Here is a 12,909-nt window from a genome sequence, read left to right as displayed (position 1 = left end):
GTTTTGGCATAGCACTTAGGATTTGTCCTACAGCCAGCGGTGGTCTTTTTCTATAGTGTCGCTATGCCCAGCCTCAAATCAGTATTCTCAGGGACGAACAAGGATGATTCATGAGCGAATATGGAAACGTGCCAAAACCCGCACTCGTAAATGCACCGAGAAATAAACCTTACCGCGGTGGTGAACCTACGGATCTGCACGCCAAGTACTGGGCGGAATACCCTGATGAACCTGCGAAGAAGCCTGAGGTTGCAAAGGAAACGGCTGAACCCGGCTTCTACATCGTCCAGGAAGTGATGCCCCGTTCTGCTCTCGAAGCTGCGTTATTCGATAAAGCAAACGGCGCCGCTCTTGAGAAATTCAAACGACTCAACCCGCACGTAACCGGCTATGCCAAGCCCGGTCAACTCATCGTATTGAGCGATCCGAACAATCTCCAGTGCACCCGTGAAGAGGCACTGCTAACAGAAGCAGCTCAGAAAGTGGATGCTGCACTCAAGCCCATGACTGACGAAGAAGCCAGCTTCATGGTTCGCCATCGGAGCGAAATCGAATCCATACTTTCAGAAGGCTCAACCTCAGTCGGTGTTGGTACGGCGATCTTCGCCAAGAACCTTGGAGACGTGCAGACCTCCTTAAAAGATATCGAAACACTGCACCAGAAAAGCTTCCTACGAGATGGCAATTTACGTAGCCCTGAATTTTTCGCTGAGCGTGCACGACTGTTTGCCAAGTTGGACAAGCAACTCAACTTTCTAACCAAGAAAGGCATTGGTTTCCCTGATCATCCTCGTCTGAAATCTGCCCTTGGTATATCAAGCAAAAGCTTGGTGCACCACTGGAGTTTGGCAGGTGCGCCGGGGCAGATCCCCGGCTATGCCACTCACGCGGAAGGCGTCGCCAAAGCAGCCAAGTTTGTTAAGTACGGCGGCTGGATTGGCACTGCTGTAGGGGGCGGCGCAAGCTATATGAAGGTTCAAGATGTTTGCACTGCGGGCAATGCAGCGGCCTGCAGAAAAATAAAATTCACAGAGGGAGGCAACTTTATCGGCGGCGTGGCTGGTGGAGCAATGACAGGGGCCGCCCTGACAGGCGCAACCGTAAGTACAATTTGTATCGGACTGGGAATTCCAACGGGAGGAGCCGCCACTCTTTTATGCGGCGTCATCATTGTCGGTGCGGGTTCATACGCAGGTGGAAAGCTTCTAGGCGCCGGGGGCGAGACATTGGGCGAAGCTATTTATGAGGTCACGAAATGAGCATGGCGGGACTCGTTGTCGGCTTCCTCTGCGGAGTTGTTATTCTTCTCAGCATTGTCTGGATAGGCGTCTGCCTGCACTTGGCTTACACGCGACTGGATGAAATGCTAGAACCACTCAAAAATTGTTCAGCTGTAACAATCAGAGCGCCACTCAGGCACGGCGGGCCTTGGGGGAAGCTTCTGCTCGTAGGGGGTATTTCGGGCATTGTGACGTTTCCAAAATCGTTCATAAAACGGGGAGAACTGAATACGGAAGATCTCGCCAGTCTTCAACCTGGCCTTAAGCGTAAGTTAATTTTCTTGCAATGGAGCGTATGGGGTTTACTAGCATCTATGGTCCTATTCGTCGCTCTTTCCAAAATCATCAAGGCGTACAATATTTAGCCGGGCCTTCGCCGCGCTCTTGCAGCCTCTCTGGTAGGTTCGGACTGACCTCCTAGATACTAAGCACGCGCCCTACAGGCGGTGTGAAGCCCTAGTATGTGGTGGCATAGTCGTAGCTGCGTGCTCATTCGCTGACGGAGAGCTAGGCGGTGCGTCTGGCTCGTTGCGTTCACGAATTTCTACACCCAGCGCGGTACGCTTGGTACGGAGGACGTAAGTAACTTTCCGCCTCCACTCAAGCAGAAGCTTGTATTGGGGAAATGGAGTGCAATTGTATGCTTTCCATCATGACCGTGCTTGCTGCAGTGGGTAGATCAGGGTTACTCAAATAAACAAAAAGGGCCCGTCTGGGCCCTTTTTTAGGTGCATAGATCTTACTTTTTCAGCCAGCTTTCAACCACGTCGGAACCGTGTTGGGTTTTCCACTCTTTTAGGGTCTTGTGATTGCCACCTTTGGTTTCAACCACTTCACCAGTGTGCGGGTTCTTATACGTCTTTAGCTCTCGAGGTTTTCGCGTGCCCGGCGCTTGAACAGGCGCTTTGCCGCGTGCGCTGCTTTGTGGGTCTAGTAGGTTGACGACGTGCTTGAGGCTGAAGCCGTACTGGGCGAGCAATTCCCGGAGCTTAGTTTCAAACTCGATCTCTTTTTTCAGGGCTCCGTCGCTCTTCAGTGCTTCCAGCGCCTGAAGTTGTTCGGCCAAGTGTTTTTCCAGCTGACGATATTCGGCAAGTTTTGACATTATTGCTTCCTGATTTATTTTTGAAGATATCTATCTGAATAGCATTACAGCATAGAGTTCCGGTTACTTTCGACCTTTTAGCTGGCTTTCGATGAGGCTCATTTCGCTCTTGATCAAGTTGACGGTTAGTGCCTGAACTTTAGAGGCTTTACCGGCTTTGATATCTACGACCTTCATCAGCGCCGTCAAATAGCTTTTGCGCGCTTTCAGGGTGTCAGTCCAGCTAGCGCTGTTTTGTATGGTAGTAATCATGATTTATTTAATCCGAGGGTTTCTAAACAGCCCGCGTCGGCGGGCTATTTCGGGTTCAAGCTGCCAACAGTTCCTCTAATGTGATATTTCGGGCAGCAGCGGCAAGCTCCTCACGACGAATATCCGAATGAAAAGGACCGAATCGAGGTACATCTAGCTTGGAGAAACCGTATCCCGAGTTCCCTTGTTGGTAGTCCACGGCAAGTATCCGTGCACCAATAGCTACTAAGTGATTCGTGGCGGCATTCCACTCTTCGTCTAACGTAAGCCCTACTGCGCTCAGGGCCGCATTTTTGGCGTCGTCTGCTCGCTGCTTCGCGTTTGAGATTTGAGTTTCTAGGGAGTCAAGTTCCGCCTGTAAAGCCACGAGGATGAGCTCCTGTCTTCTAACGTGCTCATCTGTGGTGGCGAGTTGCTTGGCTGCCTTCTGAATTTCGCCGTTGGCAGCTTTTTCGCCTTCGCTATCGCCACTCGCAAGACTTCTGGCATACAGGCTTGCAGCGTCTCTTTCTGCTTGCTGCGCTTTTTCCAGGGATTGCTCCGCATCCGTCTGAATCGTCAGAAGACGCTCATTCAAGTGCGACTGTGTGCGTTCCAGCGCTTCGACCTCAGCAGCAGCTACGGACATGGTTTGGATCGACTGCGATTTGATTTCGTCAACCTGTTCCATCTGTTCTAAGTAGGCGATCTTTTTATCGATACGCTCGATCTCGGATGGAATGGCTCGTAAGCGGGCTTTGGCAGATGAGAGTCGATCCATAGCTTCACGCCTCTCAGGACTTCCTATCATGTTACCAACAGGGCTGTAGTTATTTGGCGCATTGTGCCAAGCGGCTTCCAGTGCGGAGAGACTGTTTTCGATGGTTTCGTGCTCAGCGACCAGAGCGGCTCGTTGCTGTTTCAATTCATTCATTTTCATGTTCATGGTCCTTGATGAGTTTTGATTACATTGATTTGGCTGGCGAGGCCGGGAGTGAGCCGGCGTTACCTCGATCAGCTGAGATGCCCTCAGGCAGCCCGAGCCTCGCTGTCATCCGTTCCCGGAATTGCCTTCACGATGTAGCAGCGCTGTTGGCCTAAGCCGGGCAATCGCACCAGACTTGATGCCTTGCCGTCGCTGCTCGGCTCTAGCACACCGCGTTGCAAGAGCTCCTTGTTTACTGCGGTAAGGTTCATGCCCCGGAAAATTTCTGAGCGCCAAGCTTCCGTCAGCACGTAGTAGGTATTCGTGGTGTGCAGGGTGTCGCCCATACCGTGCTCCAGCGTCTTGCGAAAGCCGAGGCGGTCGATCGTGCGCGGGCCGTGTTCGTCGATCTTGGCTGCAGTCGATTCCCAGCGGGTGAAGCGGCTTTCGCCGAAGCGCTCGATGAACTGTCGCAGCCTCGCTGATATCGCATCGCCCTCGAAATTACCGGCGCCGCCACGTTCGTTTAACCAAGCACTCAGGCACACGCGAGCGGCTGTGGTGGCGGTCCCGTCCGGCCAGCCGGTGATACCCATCGCGGTGGCCAGCTCGCCCGCGGCTGCCGCGAGACCGAAACGAGCGGCGGCACGGTGCGCCTGCCCACTCGCGGATGCAGGAAGCGATTTAGCAATAAAGCCTTCCAGCGTGCGGCGCAGGATCGCCGCCCAGCCGTGGCGTTTGCCGGGTTCGCACAGCGCCGTCAGAAATGCAGTGAGCGGGGTACCGTAGTATTTCGCTACGCGGGCTTTGAGCGCATCGGAGAGCGCTGCCGCATCCTCGAAACCGTTGAGCGTGTCGAACATGCCGAGGCCTTTGCTGGCATCGGCCGGAACGGCGAGCATGCGCACCTCCATGCCCGCTTTCAGTTCCTTGTTGGCTTCGGCCATGTGCTGGGCCAAGGTCTTCTCGCCTGTGGAGAGGAACAGTAGACGCCACTCTTGTACCTGTCGGCCTGCTTGGCCTCGGTCATTGGCACGAGCCTTCCCGGTGCCGTTGCCGAGCATGTAGACCGTTTCGCCAATGATGCGTGGATCGCACATGCCGATTTCATCCAGTACCAGGAGTCCATCAGAATGCGCGGCAGCGATGGACTCCAGCGCATTGTCAGTCGAGCGCCATGAACGCACCAGACGAGGTCCGCCATAGATCGAGGTGGCAACTTGCAGGTGAGTGGTCTTGCCGCCGGAGCTGTCGCCGTACAGGTGGAAGCCGCCCGACTCATGGCCGAGCATGTGTAGCAGCGGACCCGCGAACGCCACCCCGACGACAAACGCTAGGCGATGATTGCCAACGCACAATGCGCCTATCTGCTGTTGCCATTGTTCGAGCGTGCCCGCTTCGCTGATCGGTGGAAGCTGGGCACCGGCATCATAGAAATGCAGATGTTCGCTGTGCGTGCCAACCTGCTGCTCGGGCAATAGAAAGGCGTTGTCGTGCCACCCCAAGCGGGTTACCAGTCGTGCCCGTTCCGCGCTGTCAAATCCGCCGAGATAACTCTGCAAGTCATTGCGTGCGTTGCGTCCTGAGCGGCTACCGGCGAGGCGTAGCCCCATGTCTACCAGCGGCCCAAGCACGTCCTTGCCGAAGTCGCCAGTCATGGTGCGCGCCGGGATGTTCCAGCGTTTTTTGGTGCCGTCTGGATCGTCGAACTCGACCAGCAGACCCCAGTTCTGCCCCTTGTCATCACGCGTCCGGGCGAGGATCGCCAGAGGCGAACACACCGGACGCGCCTCGCCATCGTCACCGGCATAGAACACGCCTTCGGACGTCAGGCGAAAGCCTCCCGGCATTAGATCGTTTTTCGATTTGGTCGGGCGCTTGGGCGCTGCTTTAGGCCTCTGTTCGGGGTCTGGTTCAAGGTGTGCAACAACCGCTTTTTCCTCGATCACAGCGAACAGTTCACCGCTGCTTTCCAGCTCGACGAAGTGGGCAGCAGTCCAGCCTTTGGCGATTGCATCGGCAGCATCGTCGCCTTCGTTCCACTGCCCACCTTTGGCAAAAGCGGCACGTTCGTTCTTTCGCATCGGCTTGCGTTTGAACACGTCCAGTGCGATGGGGCGGACCGAGGCAGCGCCGATTTCGCGCAGCTTCTCGGCAACGATTTCCATGCAGCCTTTGCCGCTGTCGTCGTTGTCCGGCCACAACAACACGTCCCGACCTTTGAGAGTTGTCAGGTCGGCTTTGTGCCAAGAATTGGAGCCGTTCGGCCAGCAGGTGGCCACGTGGTTGGGCAGCAGTTCTGCGGCGGCATCGGCAGCTTTCTCGCCTTCGCACAGAACCACCGGTGCGTCACTGCGCTGGGTCAGTTCATCAAGGCGAAGCAAAGGACGCGGATCTGGCAGACCCTGCCAGCGCCATTGTGTGGATTGGCCATCGACGCGCTGACACCACGTCAGTGGCGCGAAGACCTTCTTCGGCTTGCCATCTTCATCGGGGCCGAGGTCGAAGCGGTAGAGAGCCATGAGAGGCTGACCCTTTGCGTCGCGATAGACCCAAACCTTGGACGGCACACCATGATTGCGATGTTTGGCTGGGCACTTGTTCATGGCCTCGGTCGGGATCGGCTGAATAGCGTTCCACGTCGTTGTTTTGGGCTTGCTCGGTGCAGCTTTCGTCTGGGCAGCACCGGGCGCAACGTTCAATAAGTCGGCCAGCTTGTTGCAAGCCTCGACGTCAGTGCCGCCGTCCAAATAGCGCACAAGATCGATGAGATCGCCGCCTTTGTCTCCGGTGGCAAAGTCGGCCCAGGTGCCCTTGCTCAAATTGATCTTCAGCGAACCGGCACGCTTGTCGCTGCGGGTTGGATTCGGAGCGGTATATTCCTTGCCGCCGTCTACACGCTTGCCGTTGGGTAGCCAATGCGACAGGACACGATCAATGTCTTTTAGCGCAGCGGCTTTCACGTCGGCAAAGCTTGGACGTTTTGTGGTGATATTCGGGCGCTGGCTCATGTGTCAGCCCTCGGCAGAAACAAAGCGTCGTTGATGTCATCGATCAGCGCTTTGGCCATCTCGCCAAGGTACAGGGCAGGCCAACTGAAACGCTCACCGCTGTCGCTCATGGCGGCGTCGAAGTTGAGCTGGTTAGCGTGATGCTGGAGTAGAGAAACCATCTCCAGTGCATCCTCGACCGGGACACCGGCATTGACTCGAAATAACTTTAAATCGGTGGCGTTCACGCGAGTAAAAGTGGCGTGGCCGAGCGTGGTGGAAGCGGTCATAGCGCACCGCCTTTCTGCATGGCAGGCGTCGAGGTGTTATCGCCGTGCATGGCCAGTGTTTTGATCAGGCCGAGGGTGCCGCGTACATCCCAAAGTACGGCTGCGATAACGTGATTGGCGAGGCGCGAGGATTCATTTTCGAAGTGATCCTCAAGCAATGTCAGCACTGAATCGGCACGGTCAATCGCGCAGGTAATAGCGTCGATGGGCACACCGGCTTCTGCGGTCGGATTCACGCAAAGCAGGTCTTCAGGCAGAGAGAAGCTCAGGGCGTTATTCATTGGGCACCGCCTGCGTTTTCGAGTGCGCGGGCTTTGGCCATGTGAGCGTTGTAACGGGAGAGGCGTGTAGCGAGGCTGGAGTTGGCGTGTAAAGCGGCGAGAGCCATTGCACGGTGTGCAGCGGCGCGAATTTTGGACGGATCGATGGTGATCATTAGATGTAGCTCCCGAATCAGAGGAGCCACCACAGCCTGCCGCCAAGCAGGAATGGGTGGCGAATTGCGCAAGATTGGCGGACCGGTGATTCAGGAACCCGGCGCACCCGAAGGTGCTCCTGCGCAACTCGCCATAACGCGTAATCGCGGGCACAAAAAAAGCGCCTGCAATTGAGTATATGGCGCTGTTGCGCCTGAAATCGTTCGACCCGCCAAGGTCGGTCGCTGAATTTGCAGCGACGGCCAGAGAGTAACGTCCGTTTTTCGAAAGTGCAACTGCGCTGGTGGCTTGCGGTTTGTTCTGGTGCGGCATAAATTGTTCGGGCATGTAGATTGACCTCAACGCCTCCGGATCGCCCCCGGGGGCGTTTTCGTTTCAGGCGTGAGCTTCCCAGCGCAGGGAGAGCAGGGGCAGGAAGTCGCCGTCGATCAAGGATTTGGCGTCTTCGTAGGCGTCGATCTGCTGGCCTTCATCGACGACCACAAATCCAAATTTTTCGCAGTGGAGAGAGAGAATGCACCAGGTGCCGTCGGCCCATTTGAGGATGCTGACCACACGCCCCTTTTTTTCTTCTCGGCTGCGAAAGCGTTCAAAACGCTGCATGGTTTGGGATGAGAAACCGATTCGGCGCAACACCGAAAACGGATGCATCAATGCTTTGCTGGCGATCTTGAGTTTCATGCGGCCACCTCGTTACGGGCCGCAATTCGTGCACGATTCCAATTCAAGATTTCGGCCAAAACCCACGCCACCGGCGCGCCGCGTGCGTTGCTATTGGTGAGTTTCACTGCCTGCGGGAATCCGCTTTCGGACTGGTTCATAAGCTTGTAAACGGTTGCGCGGCCGATGCCTGTGAGGGCCATGACTTGGTTGATACGGATCAACGTGGCAGCGGGGTCGTACCGGCACAGATCCCAATCAGAAGCATTGACTTGTGATTGCGACGAGTTGGCGCTGTCACGTCGGTCAGTGATCGAAGTGGCGGATGCAGAGAGCTCTTTAATTTTCTTGACTGGGTTGGAAGCGGTCACTCGGTTCGTCCTCCCGCATTGGCACCGGTGGAGCAAACCCGGGTTTCAAGCCAAGCCGCGACGTCCCCGGAGCGATAACGCACCCGTGACCCGGTTTTGACGTAGGGGAGTGAATGAGTACGTGAGCTGCGCCATGCAGCGAGGGTTCGGCTGGACAAGCCTAGAGCGTTCGCTACCTGATCAGTAGTGAGAAGCTCTGTAGCAGGCTGGATGGTTGCACATGGGGCTGCAGTGTTATGGGTCGTCATAGCGGGTTACCTGTCGTAGTTCTTACAGGCCCCAGCTATGTAAACTAATAATTGTTTTTTGAAAGCTTTATTTTCCGTCTACTTCGAAGCAGTGTTCCGTTTAGTAGACAGTAAAGTCAGCACGTTCGCGACAAAGTTTTCATTTTTTGCCGGGCCGTCCCACCATGTCCCACTGGTTTTCTATACAGTGGAAAAAATGAAAAGGAAAACTCGTTTTTCACAATGTTTTACACAACTGGTACTTTATTACCGAGTTTTTGACTTTCTCTCTGCAGTTTCTCAATTTCCGAAATTCAGCCCCCCGCCCCATGCTTTCTGTCGTTTCCAGCGAGAGACATTCAAGTCCCAGCCATACGTGGCCATCAGTGAAGTGGTGCTATCCGGCGTTACACGCTTAGTCATCGTTACACCGGGTGTACGCGATCCCGTTCAAACGTGTAACCACTGGGAGGCCCAATGAATTCGGGCGTTTGGTCGATGTTGTTACACGAGTTACACGCGTTACATGGATTTTTTGAAGGGGTTGAGAGTGTGCGCTCAGACCGCTTCGCCGAAATGTCCGTGAATGACATTTCCTGCTGCCAACTGATCTAGGTAATCCGCGTACCACTGCATCATCTTTACCCGATGCTCGAAGTATTGAGCTTTATTGTAAATTCCTGAAATGCCCTCTTCCTTATGAGCGAGTTGAGCTTCGACGTGCTCCTTTGGCCAACCGTGCTCCCTGAGCAGTGTGCTGGCAGTGTGGCGTGTGCCGTGACCCACAAGCCTCCCTTTGTAGCCGACCGTTGCGAACACTTTGTTGATAGTGTTTTCACTAATTGTTGGATTCTTCGCGCCGACTCCAGGGAATAACCATCGGCTGCGCCCAGTGAGGCTGTGAAGCTCTTTCAGAGCTGATATCGCTTGCTTAGGTAACGGACATACGAAATCCCTGCGCATTTTCATTTTCGCGGCAGGTGTTGTCCAAATAGCTTTGTGAAGATCGAACTCTTTCCATTCGGCTAAGCGAACCATACCCGGCCTAGACGCTGTCCAAAGGCAGAGCCACGCTGCAGTTCGAGCCGTCAGCCTGCTTGGCGTGTTCTTGAGAGCGATTAAAAAGTCGCCTAGCTCATGCTCCAGTAGGTGAGGGTGCTGCTGAGTTTTCGGTGCTTGGGCGGCAATGTCTCGAAGACGGCTTCCGGGATCGTTCTCAGTCAGGCCTAGGCCAATGGCTCGACCAAAAATCTGATTGATCCAGGTGCGGCATTTTTCCGCAACGTTGTGAGCGTCTCTTGCTTCGATGGATGCTTGAAGTTCTGCGCAATCGGTACGAGTAATTTCGTCCAGTGGCTTGTCGCCGAGCGCAGGAAGAATGTCTTTATCGAGATATGTACGTATTTTGTTGAGGGTGGAGGGCGCTAGCCCCTTCTCCTCCTTAGCCTTGAGCCAAGCATCGGCAGCTGCACGAAAAGTGCGTGTCTTGGCTAAATCAACCGCAGCCTTAGCAGAGCGCTTCTGTTCAAGGGGATCTGCACCGCTGCTCACTACTTTACGCAAATCAGCAGCTTTGTCTCGTGCCAGCGCTCCACTTACTTCAGGGTAACCCCCGAGCCCCATCCATGCCCAGTTGCCCGCCGGTCGTTTGTAGCGAAGTTGCCAGGACTTCCCGCCATCAGGTTTTACCCTGAAGTAGAGGCCGTTTCCGTCCAGCTCGCGGTATTCCTTTGATTCCGGCTCCAGTCCCGCGAGTGTCGTGTCAGCGAGAGGGCGGCGCTTGATGTCTGCGCGCTTCATCCTTGTATCCCAAAGTTAGGTAATTTTCTCAGGATACAAGGAGGGATACAGGGATACAACGGATAGAGGGAGACAGGGGTAAACAGCTAGGCACAAAAAAACCGGCCAAGTGGCCGGTTTCTTTGGGTCTGAGAGACTGGTAGAGACTCTCAGATACTGCTATGTGGTGCCCCGAGGGAGACTCGAACTCCCACTCCTTTCGAAAACGGATTTTGAATCCGCCGCGTCTACCAATTCCGCCATCAGGGCTCAATGGCGGCGAAGTATAGAGATGAGATTACCGTCGGTCAATCAGGTACATAGAGAATTTTCGATATTTCCGCTAGACTTTCGGGCCCTGCTAGACGAACCCCATCATGCGCGTTGCTGACTTTACTTTCGAGCTCCCTGATTCGCTGATCGCCCGCCACCCTTTGGCCGAGCGTCGCGGTAGTCGCCTGCTGACCCTTGACGGGCCGAGCGGCGCCCTCGCACACCGTCAATTCACTGATTTGCTCGAGCATTTGCGCCCGGGCGATTTGATGGTGTTCAACAATACCCGGGTGATTCCGGCGCGGCTGTTCGGGCAGAAAGCCTCGGGCGGCAAGCTGGAAATCCTCGTTGAGCGGGTGCTCGATACGCACCGCGTGCTGGCGCATGTGCGTTCCAGCAAGTCGCCGAAGCCAGGTTCGAAGATCCTTATCGACGGTGGTGGCGAAGCCGAAATGCTCGCGCGTCACGATGCGTTGTTCGAGCTGGGCTTCGCGGAAGAGGTGTTGCCGCTGCTCGATCGCGTCGGGCACATGCCGTTGCCTCCTTATATAGACCGCCCGGATGAAGGCTCGGATCGCGAGCGTTATCAGACCGTATACGCCGAGAAACTCGGCGCGGTGGCGGCGCCGACGGCGGGGCTGCATTTCGATCAGTCGCTGATGGAAGCGATTGCGGCCAAGGGCGTCGAGACCACTTTCGTCACCTTGCACGTGGGTGCGGGGACGTTCCAGCCGGTGCGCGTCGAGAAGCTTGAAGATCACCACATGCACACCGAGTGGCTGGAAGTCGGCCAGGACGTGGTCGATGCGGTCGCAGCGTGCCGTGCGCGCGGTGGCCGAGTGATTGCGGTCGGCACCACCAGCGTGCGTTCGTTGGAGAGTGCCGCGCGCGATGGCGTGCTCAAGCCGTTCAGTGGCGACACCGATATCTTTATCTACCCGGGCCGGCCGTTCCATGTGGTCGACGCCCTGGTGACCAACTTCCATTTGCCGGAATCCACGCTGTTGATGCTGGTTTCGGCGTTTGCCGGTTATCCCGAAACCATGGCGGCCTACAAGGCTGCCGTCGACAACGGTTACCGCTTTTTCAGCTACGGTGATGCCATGTTCATCACCCGCAATCCCGCACCGACTGCCCCTAAAGAAACCGGCCCAGAGGAAACAGAATGAGTCGCGAATGTCGAATGTCCTTTGAGCTCCTTGCCACCGATGGCAAGGCCCGTCGTGGTCGTCTGACCTTCCCGCGTGGCACCGTCGAGACCCCGGCGTTCATGCCGGTGGGCACCTACGGCACGGTCAAGGGCATGTTGCCGCGTGACATCGTCGCCACGGGCGCAGAAATCATTCTGGGCAACACCTTTCACCTGTGGCTGCGTCCTGGCACCCAAGTGATCAAGGAACACGGCGACCTGCACGATTTCATGCAGTGGAAAGGCCCGATCCTCACTGACTCCGGTGGTTTCCAGGTGTTCAGCCTCGGCGCGATGCGCAAGATCAAGGAGGAGGGCGTGACCTTCGCCTCTCCGGTCGACGGCGCCAAGGTGTTCATGGGGCCTGAAGAGTCGATGCAGGTGCAGCGCGACCTCGGCTCCGACATCGTGATGATTTTCGACGAATGCACGCCGTACCCGGCTGACGAAGACGTCGCGCGCGTGTCGATGGAATTGTCGCTGCGCTGGGCTCAGCGTTCGAAAAATGCTCACGGTGACAACACCGCAGCGTTGTTCGGCATCGTGCAGGGCGGCATGCACCAGAATCTGCGCATGCGCTCGCTCGAAGGCCTCGACAAGATCGGCTTCGATGGCCTGGCCATTGGCGGTCTGTCGGTGGGCGAGCCGAAGCACGAGATGATCAAAGTGCTGGATTATCTGCCGGGCATGTTGCCGGCTGACAAACCTCGTTACCTTATGGGCGTTGGCAAACCGGAAGATCTGGTTGAGGGTGTGCGCCGCGGTGTGGACATGTTCGATTGCGTGATGCCAACCCGTAATGCCCGCAATGGGCATCTGTTCATTGATACAGGCGTGCTGAAGATCCGTAACGCGTTCCATCGCCATGATGAATCGCCGCTGGATCCGACCTGCGATTGCTATACCTGCCAGAACTTCTCCCGCGCTTATCTGCATCACCTGGACAAGTGCGGCGAAATGCTGGGAAGCATGCTCAATACCATCCATAACTTGCGCCATTATCAGGTGCTGATGGCTGGTTTGCGCGAGGCTATTCAACAGGGTACATTGGCCGCCTTTGTCGATGCCTTCTACGCCAAACGCGGGCTCCCCGTTCCGCCTTTGGACTGAGTTTTCTGACCCCAAGATTCAACATTTGCAACTGGAGTGCTA

At 55.9% G+C, this 12,909-nt stretch carries 13 protein-coding genes and 1 tRNA gene; 3 read left to right on the top strand and 11 right to left on the bottom strand.

Annotated features, from left to right (window positions below; all coding sequences use genetic code 11):
• The first annotated feature begins 110 nt into the window (after positions 1–110).
• Positions 111–1,259: a hypothetical protein gene (locus P3G59_RS23630; protein ID WP_277759181.1), complete on the top strand. Its 1,149-nt coding sequence runs from the start codon at positions 111–113 to the stop codon at positions 1,257–1,259.
• A gap of 760 nt (positions 1,260–2,019) precedes the next feature.
• Here the strand turns inward: P3G59_RS23630 and P3G59_RS23620 are convergent.
• From P3G59_RS23620 to P3G59_RS23570, 11 genes are all read right to left on the bottom strand, one after another.
• Complete coding sequence (locus P3G59_RS23620; protein ID WP_277759180.1) at positions 2,020–2,385, bottom strand: histone-like nucleoid-structuring protein, MvaT/MvaU family; 366 nt, start codon at positions 2,383–2,385, stop codon at positions 2,020–2,022.
• A 63-nt stretch (positions 2,386–2,448) separates the two neighbouring features.
• Positions 2,449–2,637 carry a hypothetical protein gene (locus P3G59_RS23615; RefSeq protein WP_277759179.1) on the bottom strand — a complete coding sequence of 63 codons (189 nt, stop codon included), beginning with the start codon at positions 2,635–2,637 and terminating at the stop codon, positions 2,449–2,451.
• 55 nt (positions 2,638–2,692) lie between these two features.
• A complete protein-coding gene (locus P3G59_RS23610; protein WP_277759178.1) occupies positions 2,693–3,556 on the bottom strand; it encodes a hypothetical protein in 864 nt (287 codons plus the stop codon).
• A gap of 89 nt (positions 3,557–3,645) precedes the next feature.
• Positions 3,646–6,552, bottom strand: coding sequence for a DUF927 domain-containing protein (locus P3G59_RS23605; RefSeq protein ID WP_277759177.1), 2,907 nt, complete (start codon positions 6,550–6,552; stop codon positions 3,646–3,648).
• Entirely contained in the window at positions 6,549–6,821 is a 273-nt protein-coding gene (locus tag P3G59_RS23600) for a DUF3077 domain-containing protein (protein WP_186647613.1), read from the bottom strand. Before P3G59_RS23600 ends, P3G59_RS23605 begins: the two co-directional genes overlap by 4 nt.
• On the bottom strand, positions 6,818–7,102 hold the full coding sequence (locus P3G59_RS23595; protein WP_038362940.1) for a hypothetical protein: 285 nt from the start codon (positions 7,100–7,102) through the stop codon (positions 6,818–6,820). Before P3G59_RS23595 ends, P3G59_RS23600 begins: the two co-directional genes overlap by 4 nt.
• 531 nt (positions 7,103–7,633) lie before the next feature.
• The gene (locus P3G59_RS23590) at positions 7,634–7,939 is read right to left on the bottom strand and encodes a hypothetical protein (protein WP_277759176.1); all 306 of its coding nucleotides are present in this window, start codon (positions 7,937–7,939) and stop codon (positions 7,634–7,636) included.
• Entirely contained in the window at positions 7,936–8,169 is a 234-nt protein-coding gene (locus P3G59_RS23585) for an AlpA family phage regulatory protein (RefSeq protein WP_277762197.1), read from the bottom strand. The genes P3G59_RS23590 and P3G59_RS23585 overlap by 4 nt, the downstream gene beginning before the upstream one ends.
• Positions 8,170–8,285: 116 nt before the next feature.
• A complete protein-coding gene (locus P3G59_RS23580) occupies positions 8,286–8,537 on the bottom strand; it encodes a helix-turn-helix domain-containing protein (RefSeq protein ID WP_277759175.1) in 252 nt (83 codons plus the stop codon).
• A gap of 537 nt (positions 8,538–9,074) precedes the next feature.
• Positions 9,075–10,316 carry a tyrosine-type recombinase/integrase gene (locus P3G59_RS23575; RefSeq protein ID WP_277759174.1) on the bottom strand — a complete coding sequence of 414 codons (1,242 nt, stop codon included), beginning with the start codon at positions 10,314–10,316 and terminating at the stop codon, positions 9,075–9,077.
• A gap of 164 nt (positions 10,317–10,480) precedes the next feature.
• Positions 10,481–10,565, bottom strand: a tRNA-Leu gene (locus tag P3G59_RS23570).
• A gap of 107 nt (positions 10,566–10,672) precedes the next feature.
• On the opposite strand from P3G59_RS23570, the gene queA reads away from it, so the two are divergent.
• Positions 10,673–11,737, top strand: coding sequence for a tRNA preQ1(34) S-adenosylmethionine ribosyltransferase-isomerase QueA (gene queA, locus P3G59_RS23565; protein ID WP_277759173.1), 1,065 nt, complete (start codon positions 10,673–10,675; stop codon positions 11,735–11,737).
• 14 nt (positions 11,738–11,751) lie between these two features.
• Positions 11,752–12,867: a tRNA guanosine(34) transglycosylase Tgt gene (gene tgt, locus P3G59_RS23560; RefSeq protein ID WP_277759172.1), complete on the top strand. Its 1,116-nt coding sequence runs from the start codon at positions 11,752–11,754 to the stop codon at positions 12,865–12,867.
• The last annotated feature ends 42 nt before the right edge of the window (positions 12,868–12,909 follow it).

Source organism: Pseudomonas sp. A34-9, assembly GCF_029543085.1.
Classification (GTDB): domain Bacteria; phylum Pseudomonadota; class Gammaproteobacteria; order Pseudomonadales; family Pseudomonadaceae; genus Aquipseudomonas.
Note: the sequence above shows the minus strand (reverse complement) of the source record. Positions and strands in the feature narration are given on the sequence as shown.

Bases quoted from the DNA above. Each gene is read 5' to 3' on its own strand.
- P3G59_RS23620 (WP_277759180.1), bottom strand. From the start codon at position 2,385: ATGTCAAAACTTGCCGAATATCGTCAGCTGGAAAAACACTTGGCCGAA.
- P3G59_RS23605 (WP_277759177.1), bottom strand. From the start codon at position 6,552: ATGAGCCAGCGCCCGAATATCACCACAAAACGTCCAAGCTTTGCCGAC.
- P3G59_RS23610 (WP_277759178.1), bottom strand. From the start codon at position 3,556: ATGAAAATGAATGAATTGAAACAGCAACGAGCCGCTCTGGTCGCTGAG.
- P3G59_RS23590 (WP_277759176.1), bottom strand. From the start codon at position 7,939: ATGAAACTCAAGATCGCCAGCAAAGCATTGATGCATCCGTTTTCGGTG.
- P3G59_RS23595 (WP_038362940.1), bottom strand. From the start codon at position 7,102: ATGAATAACGCCCTGAGCTTCTCTCTGCCTGAAGACCTGCTTTGCGTG.
- tgt (WP_277759172.1), top strand. From the start codon at position 11,752: ATGTCCTTTGAGCTCCTTGCCACCGATGGCAAGGCCCGTCGTGGTCGT.
- queA (WP_277759173.1), top strand. From the start codon at position 10,673: ATGCGCGTTGCTGACTTTACTTTCGAGCTCCCTGATTCGCTGATCGCC.
- P3G59_RS23575 (WP_277759174.1), bottom strand. From the start codon at position 10,316: ATGAAGCGCGCAGACATCAAGCGCCGCCCTCTCGCTGACACGACACTC.
- P3G59_RS23580 (WP_277759175.1), bottom strand. From the start codon at position 8,537: ATGACGACCCATAACACTGCAGCCCCATGTGCAACCATCCAGCCTGCT.
- P3G59_RS23615 (WP_277759179.1), bottom strand. From the start codon at position 2,637: ATGATTACTACCATACAAAACAGCGCTAGCTGGACTGACACCCTGAAA.
- P3G59_RS23600 (WP_186647613.1), bottom strand. From the start codon at position 6,821: ATGACCGCTTCCACCACGCTCGGCCACGCCACTTTTACTCGCGTGAAC.
- P3G59_RS23630 (WP_277759181.1), top strand. From the start codon at position 111: ATGAGCGAATATGGAAACGTGCCAAAACCCGCACTCGTAAATGCACCG.